This is a genomic window from Pantoea sp. X-Soil-YNGN-775 (genome assembly GCF_059730575.1).
The window spans coordinates 239,470-254,800 of sequence record NZ_AP035945.1 but is presented as its reverse complement, the minus strand read 5'-3'; the positions used below and the strand labels follow the sequence as shown (position 1 = coordinate 254,800).

Genomic DNA, 15,331 nt, shown 5'->3' with positions numbered 1-15,331 from the left:
ATAACGCGGATCCCCGGATCGACTGTTTTATGAACTACAGGATCAGAGCATATGCATTTAATTTTCTAAATCAAAAACTATTTCCATTTTATTATAATTATCTATTTATCTTTTTGTTTTTAATGAATTTAAAGTTTTGTTATTAAAGGGAACAGCTTTCATCGAAAATTTGAGGCGAAAAAAAACCGTGTCGCCATCGGCTGACACGGTTCATTTAAGGTAGATTCTGGCACTATTCGAGGGTCGGATTCATGTGGCGTAAATCAAACGGTGTGATCTGATAGACGTAATAGTTTAGCCAGTTGGAGAACAGCAGATTGCCATGACTACGCCAGGCGGCACGCGGCGGCAGTGCCGGATTATCCTGTGGGAAGTAGTTATACGGCACCTCAGGATTCAGGCCGGCTTCATAATCACGGTGATATTCACCCGATAAGGTCAACGCATCGTATTCAGGGTGACCGGTAACGAACACCAGTCGTTTGTCTTTACTCGCCATCAGGTAGGCACCGGTTTGTTCCGATTCAGCAAATAATTCCAGATCGGTATAATCGGTAATTAATTGCGTCGGGAAATCAGCGTAACGTGAATGCGGCGCCAGGAAATTATCATCAAATCCGCGGGTCAGTAAGGCATGCGGATGCAATATCTGATGCTCAAAGACACCAGATAGCTTGTTATGTCGGGTCTGCTTAGGAATGCCATACAAAATATTAAGCGCCGCCTGCACTGCCCAACAGACAAACAGCGTTGAGGTAACATGCTCTTTGGCCCAGTGCAGCACGCGCTGGATCTGTGGCCAGTACGCCACATCATTAAAATCGACCAGTCCCAGCGGGGCACCTGTCACGATTAAGCCATCAAAGTTGTCGTGCTGGATATCTTCAAAATTGCAGTAGAAGTTATTGAGGTGCTCAGTCGGCGTGTTACGTGACTCCCGGCTGTCGATGCGTAACAGCTGGATATCGATCTGTAACGGCGAGTTTGAGAGCAGGCGCAGGAACTGATTTTCCGTTTCGATCTTTTTCGGCATCAGATTCAGTACCAACACTTTAAGCGGACGGATCTCCTGAACACTGGCGCGTGACGAGGTCATCACAAAGACATTCTCGTTACGCAAAAAATTCACTGCCGGTAATTCGTCGGGAACCCTGATTGGCATAGCCTGCTCACCTCTTACAACCATATAAACGTTTAGACATCTGGATGCCCAACATTAGCCTGGTGGCCATGTAATGTCGAGGTTTCATGCAGAAAATGAAAATGTTTCAGTTTAAAAGGGCAAATAGCAGACGGGTGTTGCAGGGGGAATTTCAGGATCTCAGCGAAAATTTCAGCGATCTGCGGACGTAAAAAAGCCCCGCACTTCCGTGCGGGGCTTCTTCACTTGTTTGATGCCTGGCAGTTCCCTACTCTCGCATGGGGAGACCCCACACTACCATCGGCGCTACGGCGTTTCACTTCTGAGTTCGGCATGGGGTCAGGTGGGACCACCGCGCTACAGCCGCCAGGCAAATCTTGGTGCACGGAACGAATCTTTTGCGTCATGACCGTGCGCCATGCCGCAGAATCCTTCGTTCCCGCTAATTTTTATCCGTCACAAGCTGAAAATCTGTCCCTCAAAAACGCCTCTGGCGTTGTAAGGTTAAGCCTCACGGGTCATTAGTACCGGTTAGCTCAACGCATCGCTGCGCTTACACACCCGGCCTATCAACGTCGTCGTCTTCAACGTCCCTTCAGGACCCTTAAAGGGTCAGGGAGAACTCATCTCGGGGCAAGTTTCGTGCTTAGATGCTTTCAGCACTTATCTTTTCCGCACTTAGCTACCGGGCAATGCCATTGGCATGACAACCCGAACACCAGTGGTGCGTTCACTCCGGTCCTCTCGTACTAGGAGCAACCCCCCTCAATTCTCCAGCGCCCACGGCAGATAGGGACCGAACTGTCTCACGACGTTCTAAACCCAGCTCGCGTACCACTTTAAACGGCGAACAGCCGTACCCTTGGGACCTACTTCAGCCCCAGGATGTGATGAGCCGACATCGAGGTGCCAAACACCGCCGTCGATATGAACTCTTGGGCGGTATCAGCCTGTTATCCCCGGAGTACCTTTTATCCGTTGAGCGATGGCCCTTCCATTCAGAACCACCGGATCACTATGACCTGCTTTCGCACCTGCTCGAGCCGTCACTCTCGCAGTCAAGCCAGCTTATGCCATTGCACTAACCTCACGATGTCCGACCGTGATTAGCTGACCTTCGTGCTCCTCCGTTACGCTTTAGGAGGAGACCGCCCCAGTCAAACTACCCACCAGACACTGTCCGCACCCCGGATCACGGGGCCACGTTAGAACATCAAACATTAAAGGGTGGTATTTCAAGGTTGGCTCCACGCAGACTGGCGTCTGCGCTTCAAAGCCTCCCACCTATCCTACACATCAAGGCTCAATGTTCAGTGTCAAGCTGTAGTAAAGGTTCACGGGGTCTTTCCGTCTTGCCGCGGGTACACTGCATCTTCACAGCGAGTTCAATTTCACTGAGTCTCGGGTGGAGACAGCCTGGCCATCATTACGCCATTCGTGCAGGTCGGAACTTACCCGACAAGGAATTTCGCTACCTTAGGACCGTTATAGTTACGGCCGCCGTTTACCGGGGCTTCGATCAAGAGCTTCTCCTTACGGATAACCCCATCAATTAACCTTCCGGCACCGGGCAGGCGTCACACCGTATACGTCCACTTTCGTGTTTGCACAGTGCTGTGTTTTTAATAAACAGTTGCAGCCAGCTGGTATCTTCGACTGGCTTCGGCTCGGGGAGCAAGTCCCTCCACCTACGCGCCAGCGTGCCTTCTCCCGAAGTTACGGCACCATTTTGCCTAGTTCCTTCACCCGAGTTCTCTCAAGCGCCTTGGTATTCTCTACCTGACCACCTGTGTCGGTTTGGGGTACGATTTTGTGTTACCTGATGCTTAGAGGCTTTTCCTGGAAGCAGGGCATTTATCACTTCAGCACCGTAGTGCCTCGTCGTCACGCCTCAGTGTAAAGTGAACCGGATTTGCCTGGAACACACACCTACACGCTTAAACCGGGACAACCGTCGCCCGGCTGATATAGCCTTCTCCGTCCCCCCTTCGCAGTAACACCAAGTACAGGAATATTAACCTGTTTCCCATCGACTACGCCTTTCGGCCTCGCCTTAGGGGTCGACTCACCCTGCTCCGATTAACGTTGAACAGGAACCCTTGGTCTTCCGGCGAGCGGGCTTTTCACCCGCTTTATCGTTACTTATGTCAGCATTCGCACTTCTGATACCTCCAGCAGCCCTCACAGGCCACCTTCGACGGCTTACAGAACGCTCCCCTACCCAACAACACATAGTGTCGCTGCCGCAGCTTCGGTGCATGGTTTAGCCCCGTTACATCTTCCGCGCAGGCCGACTCGACCAGTGAGCTATTACGCTTTCTTTAAATGATGGCTGCTTCTAAGCCAACATCCTGGCTGTCTGTGCCTTCCCACATCGTTTCCCACTTAACCATGACTTTGGGACCTTAGCTGGCGGTCTGGGTTGTTTCCCTCTTCACGACGGACGTTAGCACCCGCCGTGTGTCTCCCGTGATAACATTCTTCGGTATTCGCAGTTTGCATCGGGTTGGTAAGCCGGGATGGCCCCCTAGCCGAAACAGTGCTCTACCCCCGAAGATGAGTTCACGAGGCGCTACCTAAATAGCTTTCGGGGAGAACCAGCTATCTCCCGGTTTGATTGGCCTTTCACCCCCAGCCACAGGTCATCCGCTAATTTTTCAACATTAGTCGGTTCGGTCCTCCAGTTAGTGTTACCCAACCTTCAACCTGCCCATGGCTAGATCACCGGGTTTCGGGTCTATACCCTGCAACTTAACGCCCAGTTAAGACTCGGTTTCCCTGCGGCTCCCCTATACGGTTAACCTTGCTACAGAATATAAGTCGCTGACCCATTATACAAAAGGTACGCAGTCACCCCCATAAAGAAGGCTCCCACTGCTTGTACGTACACGGTTTCAGGTTCTGTTTCACTCCCCTCGCCGGGGTTCTTTTCGCCTTTCCCTCACGGTACTGGTTCACTATCGGTCAGTCAGGAGTATTTAGCCTTGGAGGATGGTCCCCCCATATTCAGACAGGATACCACGTGTCCCGCCTTACTCATCGAGCTCACAGCCTGTGTGTTTTTGTGTACGGGAGTATCACCCTGTACCCTGCGACTTTCCAGACGCTTCCACTAACACACAAGCTGATTCAGGCTCTGGGCTGCTCCCCGTTCGCTCGCCGCTACTGGGGGAATCTCGGTTGATTTCTTTTCCTCGGGGTACTTAGATGTTTCAGTTCCCCCGGTTCGCCTTGCAGCACTATGTATTCATGCTGCAATGATGCACTGAGTGCACCGGGTTTCCCCATTCGGACATCGACGGCTGTAGCGGTTCATATCACCTTACCGTCGCTTTACGCAGATTAGCACGTCCTTCATCGCCTCTGACTGCCAGGGCATCCACCGTGTACGCTTAGTCGCTTAACCTCACAACCCACAGGCGTTTTTCAACGCTGCGTGCTGCAAGCATTTGAGAGACTCGAACATGTCGTGGCTTTCATTCTTATTACGGAGAATGAAAACGACATGTCGTTTCAATTTTCAGCTTGTTCCGGATTGTTAAAGAGCAAATATCTCAAACGCGGCTCGGCTGCTCACGCAACTGAATCGGTTTTGAGATACTTCGTGGAGACACCTTTCACCTGTCACCAAGCAAGTGGCGTCCCCTAGGGGATTCGAACCCCTGTTGCCGCCGTGAAAGGGCGGAGTCCTAACCGCTAGACGAAGGGGACACAAAGGTGTCACGACTTCGCAGCCGTCTTGCTCATTACTTTTTATCAGACAATCTGTGTGGACACTGCGCGGGAAGGTATCTTCAGGTAAGGAGGTGATCCAACCGCAGGTTCCCCTACGGTTACCTTGTTACGACTTCACCCCAGTCATGAATCACAAAGTGGTAAGCGCCCTCCCGAAGGTTAAGCTACCTACTTCTTTTGCAACCCACTCCCATGGTGTGACGGGCGGTGTGTACAAGGCCCGGGAACGTATTCACCGTGGCATTCTGATCCACGATTACTAGCGATTCCGACTTCACGGAGTCGAGTTGCAGACTCCGATCCGGACTACGACGCACTTTGTGAGGTCCGCTTGCTCTCGCGAGGTCGCTTCTCTTTGTATGCGCCATTGTAGCACGTGTGTAGCCCTACTCGTAAGGGCCATGATGACTTGACGTCATCCCCACCTTCCTCCGGTTTATCACCGGCAGTCTCCTTTGAGTTCCCGACCGAATCGCTGGCAACAAAGGATAAGGGTTGCGCTCGTTGCGGGACTTAACCCAACATTTCACAACACGAGCTGACGACAGCCATGCAGCACCTGTCTCAGCGTTCCCGAAGGCACCAATCCATCTCTGGAAAGTTCGCTGGATGTCAAGAGTAGGTAAGGTTCTTCGCGTTGCATCGAATTAAACCACATGCTCCACCGCTTGTGCGGGCCCCCGTCAATTCATTTGAGTTTTAACCTTGCGGCCGTACTCCCCAGGCGGTCGACTTAACGCGTTAGCTCCGGAAGCCACTCCTCAAGGGAACAACCTCCAAGTCGACATCGTTTACGGCGTGGACTACCAGGGTATCTAATCCTGTTTGCTCCCCACGCTTTCGCACCTGAGCGTCAGTCTTCGTCCAGGGGGCCGCCTTCGCCACCGGTATTCCTCCAGATCTCTACGCATTTCACCGCTACACCTGGAATTCTACCCCCCTCTACGAGACTCAAGCCTGCCAGTTTCAAATGCAGTTCCCAGGTTAAGCCCGGGGATTTCACATCTGACTTAACAGACCGCCTGCGTGCGCTTTACGCCCAGTAATTCCGATTAACGCTTGCACCCTCCGTATTACCGCGGCTGCTGGCACGGAGTTAGCCGGTGCTTCTTCTGCGGGTAACGTCAATCGACGCGGTTATTAACCACATCGCCTTCCTCCCCGCTGAAAGTACTTTACAACCCGAAGGCCTTCTTCATACACGCGGCATGGCTGCATCAGGCTTGCGCCCATTGTGCAATATTCCCCACTGCTGCCTCCCGTAGGAGTCTGGACCGTGTCTCAGTTCCAGTGTGGCTGGTCATCCTCTCAGACCAGCTAGGGATCGTCGCCTAGGTGGGCCATTACCCCGCCTACTAGCTAATCCCATCTGGGTTCATCCGATAGTGAGAGGCCCGAAGGTCCCCCTCTTTGGTCTTGCGACGTTATGCGGTATTAGCCACCGTTTCCAGTGGTTATCCCCCTCTATCGGGCAGATCCCCAGACATTACTCACCCGTCCGCCACTCGTCACCCAAGGAGCAAGCTCCTCTGTGCTACCGTCCGACTTGCATGTGTTAGGCCTGCCGCCAGCGTTCAATCTGAGCCATGATCAAACTCTTCAATTTAAGTTTGATTTGCTTAAACAAGTTAAGCGGTGCTCATCTGTAAAACGTCATAATGAATTTCATTATGTGTTCACTCGTGAGACTTGATATTTTTTACGTCCGGAGACGCTGATATCAATCCTGCGAGTGCCCACACAGATTGTCTGATAAATTGTTAAAGAGCAGTGCGAGCAGCGGGTTAACCGTCTGTCGCGAGGTGGCGTATATTACGCTTTCCTCCTTCAGAGTCAACTTCTTTTTCAGAAGCTTTTCTCCGGCGGCGCAGTCTCCTGTGCCTTTCAACCCGGCGGCGTTAAGCCGTTGTTCCGTGTCGATGGAGGCGCATTATAGGGAGTTGTTCGGCAGGCGCAACCTGTAAATTGCATAAAAACAACCGTTCGCTGCATTCCACAGCAAAAGCCCCTGTTATACGCAGTTACGCACAAACTTATCCACATTCATCGGGCACAGCGAATTTAGGCGAGCATCACGCAAACGTTTTCGCTACAATGCCCGGCGACGTAACGGATGCCCCTTTTCGGGGCGTTACCTGAAGTTTTCGATCTTTTCTTCTTATATAAGCAAAGGAAGGATCGTTAAGCTTGATGTAACGCTCTTATATACGCGAAACAAAGCCAAGGGATAAAACCACCATGCAACAACGTCGTCCTGTACGCCGCGCTCTGCTCAGTGTGTCTGACAAAGCCGGTATCCTCGAATTTGCTCAGGCGCTCGCTGACCGCGGTGTCGAGCTGCTCTCCACAGGTGGCACGGCTCGCCTGCTGGCGGATGCGGGCCTGCCTGTCACTGAAGTCTCTGACTACACCGGCTTCCCGGAAATGATGGATGGACGCGTCAAAACCCTGCACCCGAAAGTGCACGGCGGCATTCTGGGCCGTCGCGGCCAGGATGATGCCATCATGGCGCAGCACGACATCAGCCCAATCGATATGGTGGTGGTAAACCTGTATCCCTTTGCCCAGACGGTGGCACGTGAGGGATGTTCGCTGGAAGATGCCGTTGAGAACATTGATATCGGCGGCCCGACTATGGTGCGCTCCGCTGCGAAGAACCATAAAGATGTGGCGATCGTAGTGAAGAGCAGCGACTATCCGGCTATCGTGGCTGAGATGGACGCGAATCAGAACGCCCTGACCCTTGAAACCCGCTTCGACCTCGCCATTAAAGCCTTCGAGCACACCGCCGCTTACGACAGCATGATCGCTAACTATTTTGGATCGCGGGTGCCGGCCTATCATGGCGAACGCGGCCAGCCAGCCGGTCGCTTCCCGCGCACCCTTAACCTGAACTTCATTAAGAAGCAGGATATGCGCTATGGCGAAAACAGCCATCAGGATGCGGCCTTCTATATAGAAGAGAATGTGGCGGAAGCGTCCGTCGCTACCGCACAGCAGGTTCAGGGCAAAGCCCTTTCTTATAACAATATTGCCGATACCGATGCGGCGCTGGAATGCGTAAAAGAGTTCAGCGAGCCGGCCTGTGTCATCGTTAAACATGCTAACCCGTGCGGCGTCGCGGTCGGTGATTCTCTGCTGACGGCCTATGAGCGTGCCTGGCAGACCGATCCGACTTCCGCATTCGGCGGCATCATCGCCTTTAACCGCGAGCTGGATGAAGCAACCGCGCAGGCCATTATCAGCCGTCAGTTTGTTGAAGTGATCATTGCGCCTGCAGTTTCCGAAGCGGCGCTGAAAATTACCGCGACCAAACAGAATGTACGGGTGCTGATCTGCGGCCAGTGGCAAAACCGGGTGGCCGCGCTGGACTTCAAACGGGTTAATGGCGGCTTACTGGTGCAGGATCGCGATCTCGGTATGGTCGATGCCAGCCAGCTGCGCGTGGTCAGCAAACGCCAGCCAACCGAGCAGGAACTGCGTGATGCACTGTTCTGCTGGAAAGTGGCGAAGTTCGTTAAGTCTAACGCCATTGTTTATGCGCGCGACAATATGACTATCGGTATCGGCGCTGGCCAGATGAGCCGCGTCTATTCCGCTAAGATTGCCGGCATCAAAGCGGGCGATGAAGGGCTGGAAGTAAAAGGCTCGGCGATGGCGTCTGACGCCTTCTTCCCGTTCCGCGACGGTATTGATGCGGCAGCGGCGGTAGGTATCAGCTGCGTGATTCAGCCTGGCGGCTCAATCCGTGATGACGAAGTGATCGCCGCAGCTGATGAACACGGCATTGCGATGATCTTTACTGATATGCGCCACTTCCGCCATTAATCGTTTGGAGAGTTACAGATGAAAATTTTAGTGATTGGCAATGGCGGACGTGAGCACGCATTAGCCTGGAAAGCCGCACAGTCTCCGCTGGCGGAAACTGTGTTTGTGGCACCGGGCAACGCCGGCACCGCATTAGAGCCAGCGCTGCAGAATGTGGCGATCGCCGCCACTGATATCCCTGCCCTGCTGGCCTTTGCACAACGCGAAGCCATCGATCTGACCATCGTCGGCCCTGAGGCGCCACTGGTGGCGGGCGTGGTCGATGCATTTCGCGCTGCCGGCCTGAACATTTTTGGCCCGACGCAGGCTGCCGCTCAGCTGGAAGGCTCTAAAGCCTTCACCAAAGATTTCCTTGCCCGCCATCAGATCCCGAGTGCGGAATACCAGAACTTCACCGAGGTTGAACCTGCGCTGGCCTATCTGCGTGAGAAAGGCGCACCGATCGTCATTAAGGCTGACGGTCTGGCGGCGGGCAAAGGCGTGATTGTGGCGATGACGTTGCAGGAAGCGGAAGCGGCGGTTCAGGATATGCTGGCCGGCAATGCGTTTGGCGATGCCGGCCACCGCATTGTGATCGAAGAGTTTCTCGACGGTGAAGAAGCCAGTTTCATCGTAATGGTCGATGGCGAGCATGTCCTGCCAATGGCCACCAGCCAGGATCACAAACGCGTCGGTGACGGCGACACCGGCCCGAACACCGGCGGTATGGGCGCCTATTCTCCGGCACCGGTGGTTACCGATGAGATCCACCAGCGGGTGATGGATCAGGTTATCTGGCCTACGGTGCGTGGCATGGCCGCTGAAGGTAACGTCTATACCGGCTTTCTCTATGCCGGCTTGATGATCGATCAATCCGGTCAGCCGAAAGTGATCGAATTTAACTGCCGCTTTGGCGATCCGGAAACCCAGCCGATCATGCTGCGTATGCAGTCGGATCTGGTCGATCTTTGCCTGGCAGCCTGTGCCGGCACGCTGGATCAGAAGACCTCTGAGTGGGATCCACGGCCGTCACTGGGCGTAGTGCTGGCGGCGGGCGGCTACCCCGGCGATTACCACCAGGGCGATCAGATTCACGGTCTGCCACTGGAAGAGGTTGAGGATGGCAAGGTATTCCACGCCGGAACCCGTCTGGAAGACGATCTGGTGCTTACTCACGGTGGCCGGGTACTGTGCGTTACCGCGCTGGGCGACGATGTGGCGGCGGCCCAACAGCGGGCTTATCAGCTGGCACAGCCGATTTCCTGGCAAGGCAGTTTCTGCCGTCGCGATATTGGCTACCGCGCTATTAACCGCAAATAAGTCAAAAGGGGCACAGTGTGCCCCTTACTCCTGCGCTTACATATCCTCTTCTTTCGGCTGCTGCGCGCAATCATCCTGCTGACTTACCCGCAACAGCTGCACCCCTTCCGGCGCTTCCAGCCATGAAACCATCAATGGCGTGGCCGATCCACGCTGCTGCTGTGCCAGCGTCCGTAAGGCATCGCTATCGAAGGCGGGCCTGACCTGCTGGCCTTCACAGCTTTCGATCAGATTGCCGCCCTGCCAGTGACCCTGCCGCAGGAATATCCGGCCGCTGAGTAGCGCGTCACTGACGTTGCGCATCCGCTGGGCATCGAACTTATACAACTCCACCGCATCCGCACTGACCGCCTCGCGCCGGCCAGCCAGCTGGCGCTGCATAAAGTTAAGGCCGCCTTGCTGGTCAAACCGTAAAGTGACGTCATCGGGATGCTCGCCTTTGACCTGACGATGAACGCTGATTAACGCCTCTTCCAGCCAGATGTAATCGGTAACTTCCCCTTCACCGCTGGCGAACGGGGTAAAAATGGTGCGGATATGGACCGACTGATGATCGTTATTCTTGCGCCAGATGCGCACGACGCCACGGTCAGCAAGATAACCACTGGCAGAGAAAGGAGGAATATCAGGTGTGGAGCTGCAACCGAAAAGCAATAAGGAGAGAGACAGGGCGGAAAAACGCTGAAGCAGCGTGGTCATGATGGCAGGCCCCTTAAACAAAAGGGGCGAATCGCCCCCTGTTTTAAAGCTTAACCGCAGTGCGACGTCTTACTTAACGGCGTCTTTCAGCGCTTTACCAGACACGAATGCCGGTACGTTTGCTGCAGCGATTTTGATCTCTTTGCCAGTCTGCGGGTTACGACCGGTACGCTCAGCGCGGTGGTTCACTTTAAAAGTACCAAAACCAACCAGTTGTACAGCATCACCATCTTTCAGAGACTCAGTGATCGCAGCCAGAGTAGATTCCAGCGCTGCCTTTGCCTGGGTTTTAGACAGGTCAGCTTTTTCTGCGATCACATCAATCAGTTGAGTCTTGTTCATAAGTTATCCTTAAAGTGTATTTATCGCTTGCTAAGCAACGAGTGCGAGGGAAAAGCCATATTCTGGCACTCTTCAGCCTGCACGCACCGATAGCCACAATTTTCAGCCCCCCAAATGTAGACCAGAGAGGGGGCCAATGTGAAGCCTCCAGGCGCGCTAATTCGGGCCTGAAGTCACGTTTTATCGCCTTACTGCTGGAAATTTATACCGATGTTACTAATTCCCGCTTCACGCAGGTCCGATCGCAGGCCTTTGATTAATTCAAGGTCACGCTCTTCGCACTCGGCGAGCAGGCGGAAAATCTCCCACTGAAGGTCCCATTCATCAATGATGGCCGGGTTTTCACGGAGCTCTTCGTCGGTCATTTCGCGTCCAGCCTGGGTCATTTCCAGCATGGCAACGGTAGTAATTGAGGTCTCGCTGACTTCAATCGCGTGCTCAAGTGTGTCGCCGCTCAGCTGCGCATGAACCACTTCGCTTAATGCCACGCAGGCATCAATCGCCGGATACACACCGTAAACCTCAAACGCATCACCATCAGGAATGGCAGCTTCAAGTTTTTCCAGCTGGCTGTCGAAGTTGATCTTCGCATCTTTGACCGTCAGGTTTTCCCAGATCAGATCAAGAATGCGGCGATAGAGTGCCGGATCGGCAAATTCGGTCTGCTCGCAGAATGCCCGATAATTCGGGTACATACGCTCGCACAGGCAGGCCATAAAAGTAAGATGCTGCCAGCTTTCCAGCTTCGCCAGACGCAGATGAACGGGATTTTGTAACATAAAGGTGGCTCTTATTCGTTTCGCTGGCGGCAGTGTAACTGCAAAAGCGCAGCACAAACAGTGTTAAAGCGCGTTTTGCCAGCGCTGGAAAGTCGGACGATTCGAGGCAACCGCATCCGCCCAGCGGGTTGGCTCCGGCAAACGGTAGCCGCGCGTGCAGTTTTCAACCCAGTGCAGCGCAGTATCAAGGCTGACACGATGCCCGGTGGCCACGAACAGCGGATTGCAACGCTGCTTGCTGCGCCACACCCAGCCGATCTGTTCGCCTTTATCCATCAGCGGCTGACGACTGCCCGGCTGCGGATCCAGTTCGGCGAAACGACCGCACAGACGGCGTTTCGCTACACCAATGGTCGGAACATCCACCAGCAGGCCAAAATGCGACGCAACGCCGAGCCGCCGGGGATGGGAGATACCGTGACCGTCGACAAACAGCAGGTCCGGTTTTTGCTCCAGCATCTGCCATGCCGCCATCAGCGCCGGGTACTCACGGAAGGAGAGAAAGCCGGGAATATAAGGCATGGTGGTCTCGATACGCGCAATGCGATGCTCCACCAGCGTTAGCGAGGGCCACTCAAGTATCACCAGCGCCGCCCGGGTGACGGCGCCTTCCTGTTCAAATCCGACGTCCGCCCCGCCAATAAAGCGTGGCGGCAATACGTCAAAGTCATCTTCACGCACCACATCAGCGGCGCGTTGCAACTGCTCAGCGCGAAGTGCGGCAATATCCATGGTTACTCCTGATGGAAAGGACGCGATAAACGGTGCACCGCCTCAACAAACACACCCGCATTTTCCGGCGGCACATCCTGATGAATACCGTGACCAAGGTTGAAAACATGACCGGTGCCGTTGCCAAAGCGCTGCAGAATCCCGGCCACTTCCTGTTCAATACGGGCGGGTGGCGCATAGAGCATAGAAGGATCCATGTTGCCCTGTAGTGCAACTTTGTCACCGACACGGCGGCGTGCATCGTCGATATCCGTGGTCCAGTCGAGGCCCAGCGCATCACAGCCGGTTTCAGCCATCGCTTCCAGCCACTGCCCGCCCCCTTTGGTAAACAGGGTAATCGGCACCCGACGACCGTCGTTCTCACGCAGCACGCTGTCGACGATTTTGTGCATGTAGTGCAGCGAGAACTCGCGGTAATCACGGCCGGTCAGGACGCCGCCCCAGGTATCAAATACCATTACTGACTGCGCGCCGGCGCGAATCTGGGCATTGAGATAAAGAATGACGCTGTCCGCCAGTTTATCCAGCATGGCATGCAGCGTGGCGGGATCGGCGTACATCATCTTTTTGATTTTGGTAAACGCTTTGCTGCTGCCGCCTTCCACCATGTAGGTGGCCAGCGTCCACGGACTGCCGGTAAATCCGATCAGCGGCAGGTCGCCGTTCAGGCTCTTACGGATGGTACGTACCGCGTTCATCACATAACCCAGTTCCATTTCCGGATCGGGCACCGGCAAACGCTCTACATCTGCCCGGCAGGTTATCGGATGCGAAAAACGCGGGCCTTCGCCGGTTTCGAAATAGAGGCCCAGACCCATCGCATCGGGGATGGTCAGGATGTCACTGAAGAGGATTGCAGCATCCAGCGGATAGCGGCGCAGCGGCTGCAGCGTCACCTCACAGGCCAGCTCAGCATTTTTACACAGCGACATAAAGTCACCCGCTTCGGCGCGCGTCGCTTTGTATTCTGGTAAATAACGTCCGGCCTGGCGCATCATCCACACTGGCGTTACATCGACTGGCTGACGTAACAGGGCACGCAAATAACGATCGTTCTTCAGTTCACTCATTTCATTACTCTCTCAATTTCAGGCGTGTAGTGTAGCACTTTCACGCTTCGGCGCGGCACAGGGCGACGGTATCTTCAATCAGGCGGCGCGCCACGGTGCCCGGTGGCGGCAGTAAAGGCAAGGCATCAAAACGGAACCAGGCCGCATCCAACAGCTCTTTGCCGTCATGTTGCAGATCGCCACTATCATATTCCGCCATAAACGCCGTCATCAGCGACTGCGGGAATGGCCACGGCTGGGAGGTGACGTAACGGACATTTTTGACGCGGATATTGCTCTCCTCCATCACTTCACGTGCCACCGCCTGTTCCAGCGTCTCGCCGACTTCGACAAATCCAGCCAGTACGGTATAAACGTTATTACGATGACGGGCGTGATTCGCCAGCAGGATCTCATCGCCACGCCGGATCGCCACGATAATGCAGGGCGCAATCTGCGGATAATATCGCTCGCGGCAATGACTGCACAGACAGGCAAACTCATGTTTGCTGTGGTGCATTTCGTGACCACAGTAGCCGCACCAGCGATGGGAACGGTAGAACTCCGCCAGCTGTACGCCGCGGCCCGCCAGCTGAAACAGTCCGACATCCAGATCGATCAGCTGCCGCACCGAGAACATGCTCTCTGCACGTGGCTCGCAAATCAGCCAGACTTTTTCCCCCTGCCACTCGCCAATTACCCGGGCTTTGGTGCCCGTCAGACCAAAATTTTCGGCGCTTCCGTGGGGTAAATCACCTTGCGGCAACCAAAGTTTCTGCTCGTGGCTGACAATCCACCATCCAGCGTCTACGCTTGAGATTTCGCATTGCATTTATTTCGTCATCCTTAGCGTCAACTCGCACGCTGAAGTCCTGATGTTAAGTGTGTAGATAAACAACTATAACTCACATGGAGTTAGATATGCTTAACCAGTTAGACGTCCTGGCCGAACGCGTAGGTGGCAGTAACGAACTGGTCGATTCGTGGCTGGAAGCCCGTCGCCAGCTGTTAGTAACCTATTATCATCTGGTCGGACTTAAACCCAATAAAGAAGCCCTGACCCGCCTCGATGAGCAGGCGCTGGATAACTTTTGTCATGGCCTGGTCGATTATCTTTCCGCCGGTCACTTTAGTATTTACGAACGCATCATCAGTGAGATGAGCGGTGACAGCCCGATGATCGCGGCAGCCCAAATCTATCCCCCGCTGGAAGCCAATACTGAACGCCTGATGCAGTTGTATGATGGCCATCTGCAGCAGGCGATCGATGACGATAACTGCATGACGTTCCAGCAGGCGCTGTCTGAAGTCGGTGAAGTGCTGGAGGCGCGCTTTACGCTGGAAGACAAGCTGATCCAGCTGGCGTGGGATAACCACCTGGCACCACCACCGGTGGCCAATGACAGCCAGATTGCTCGTCCGGCATAAGGTTAAACGCAGGTAAAGGGGTTGTGATTCAGTTGCAGCCCTTTTATGCTGAAGGGGTTCTGATGGCCGAGGCCAGAAGAACCCATTTTTTTCTGTTTGAACGTTAAGGTTTTTCGTCTTCAGCGGGCGCTCTGCCAGCCGCAGCGTAAAACCGCATTCTTGTCGGAGTGCCCAGTTGGGCTGAGACCGTTAATTCGGGATCCGCGGAACCTGATCAGGTTAGAACCTGCGAAGGGAACAAGAGTAAATATTATCGGTACGCCAGTCTTTTGCACTGCCCGTGCTGTTACTCCTTCCGA

At 54.3% G+C, this 15,331-nt stretch carries 10 protein-coding genes, 1 tRNA gene, 3 rRNA genes and 1 riboswitch; of the genes, 3 read left to right on the top strand and 11 right to left on the bottom strand.

Going from position 1 to position 15,331, the window contains the following annotated elements; translation table 11 throughout:
* Positions 1 to 232 precede the first annotated feature (232 nt).
* The 5 genes from metA to AC6I8I_RS01125 all read right to left on the bottom strand — a co-directional run bounded on the left by metA (position 233) and on the right by AC6I8I_RS01125 (position 6,482).
* Positions 233 to 1,162 (bottom strand): homoserine O-acetyltransferase MetA, encoded by a 930-nt coding sequence (gene metA / locus AC6I8I_RS01145; RefSeq protein ID WP_312057308.1) that lies wholly within the window; start codon positions 1,160 to 1,162, stop codon positions 233 to 235.
* A gap of 234 nt (positions 1,163 to 1,396) precedes the next feature.
* Positions 1,397 to 1,512, bottom strand: a 5S ribosomal RNA gene (gene rrf, locus AC6I8I_RS01140).
* 129 nt (positions 1,513 to 1,641) lie between these two features.
* A 23S ribosomal RNA gene (locus tag AC6I8I_RS01135) occupies positions 1,642 to 4,547 on the bottom strand.
* 230 nt (positions 4,548 to 4,777) lie between these two features.
* Positions 4,778 to 4,852 (bottom strand) — tRNA-Glu (locus tag AC6I8I_RS01130).
* A gap of 88 nt (positions 4,853 to 4,940) precedes the next feature.
* A 16S ribosomal RNA gene (locus tag AC6I8I_RS01125) occupies positions 4,941 to 6,482 on the bottom strand.
* The 16S, 23S and 5S rRNA genes sit together here with 1 tRNA gene alongside, the layout of an rRNA operon.
* 632 nt (positions 6,483 to 7,114) lie before the next feature.
* Between AC6I8I_RS01125 and purH the strand changes: the two genes are divergently transcribed.
* Both purH and purD read left to right on the top strand, forming a co-directional pair.
* Entirely contained in the window at positions 7,115 to 8,704 is a 1,590-nt protein-coding gene (gene purH, locus AC6I8I_RS01120) for a bifunctional phosphoribosylaminoimidazolecarboxamide formyltransferase/IMP cyclohydrolase (protein WP_312057667.1), read from the top strand.
* Positions 8,705 to 8,722: 18 nt separating this feature from the next.
* A complete protein-coding gene (gene purD / locus AC6I8I_RS01115) occupies positions 8,723 to 10,003 on the top strand; it encodes a phosphoribosylamine--glycine ligase (protein WP_312057669.1) in 1,281 nt (426 codons plus the stop codon).
* Between the two features lie 36 nt (positions 10,004 to 10,039).
* On the opposite strand, the gene AC6I8I_RS01110 is transcribed toward purD, so the two are convergent.
* From AC6I8I_RS01110 to nudC, 6 genes are all read right to left on the bottom strand, one after another.
* A complete protein-coding gene (locus AC6I8I_RS01110) occupies positions 10,040 to 10,702 on the bottom strand; it encodes a DUF1481 domain-containing protein (RefSeq protein ID WP_312057671.1) in 663 nt (220 codons plus the stop codon).
* A gap of 69 nt (positions 10,703 to 10,771) precedes the next feature.
* Entirely contained in the window at positions 10,772 to 11,044 is a 273-nt protein-coding gene (gene hupA / locus AC6I8I_RS01105; RefSeq protein WP_003850136.1) for a nucleoid-associated protein HU-alpha, read from the bottom strand.
* Between the two features lie 188 nt (positions 11,045 to 11,232).
* Positions 11,233 to 11,823: a YjaG family protein gene (locus tag AC6I8I_RS01100; RefSeq protein ID WP_031376924.1), complete on the bottom strand. Its 591-nt coding sequence runs from the start codon at positions 11,821 to 11,823 to the stop codon at positions 11,233 to 11,235.
* Positions 11,824 to 11,886: 63 nt separating this feature from the next.
* On the bottom strand, positions 11,887 to 12,555 hold the full coding sequence (gene nfi / locus AC6I8I_RS01095) for a deoxyribonuclease V (RefSeq protein ID WP_312057505.1): 669 nt from the start codon (positions 12,553 to 12,555) through the stop codon (positions 11,887 to 11,889).
* A gap of 2 nt (positions 12,556 to 12,557) precedes the next feature.
* Positions 12,558 to 13,625, bottom strand: a complete 1,068-nt coding sequence (gene hemE, locus AC6I8I_RS01090) for a uroporphyrinogen decarboxylase (RefSeq protein ID WP_089562566.1) — start codon at positions 13,623 to 13,625, stop codon at positions 12,558 to 12,560.
* A gap of 40 nt (positions 13,626 to 13,665) precedes the next feature.
* Complete coding sequence (gene nudC / locus AC6I8I_RS01085; protein ID WP_312057507.1) at positions 13,666 to 14,436, bottom strand: NAD(+) diphosphatase; 771 nt, start codon at positions 14,434 to 14,436, stop codon at positions 13,666 to 13,668.
* A gap of 89 nt (positions 14,437 to 14,525) precedes the next feature.
* Between nudC and AC6I8I_RS01080 the strand changes: the two genes are divergently transcribed.
* The gene (locus AC6I8I_RS01080; protein ID WP_031376920.1) at positions 14,526 to 15,032 is read left to right on the top strand and encodes an Rsd/AlgQ family anti-sigma factor; all 507 of its coding nucleotides are present in this window, start codon (positions 14,526 to 14,528) and stop codon (positions 15,030 to 15,032) included.
* Positions 15,033 to 15,185: 153 nt separating this feature from the next.
* Positions 15,186 to 15,286, top strand: a riboswitch (TPP riboswitch).
* Positions 15,287 to 15,331 lie beyond the last annotated feature (45 nt).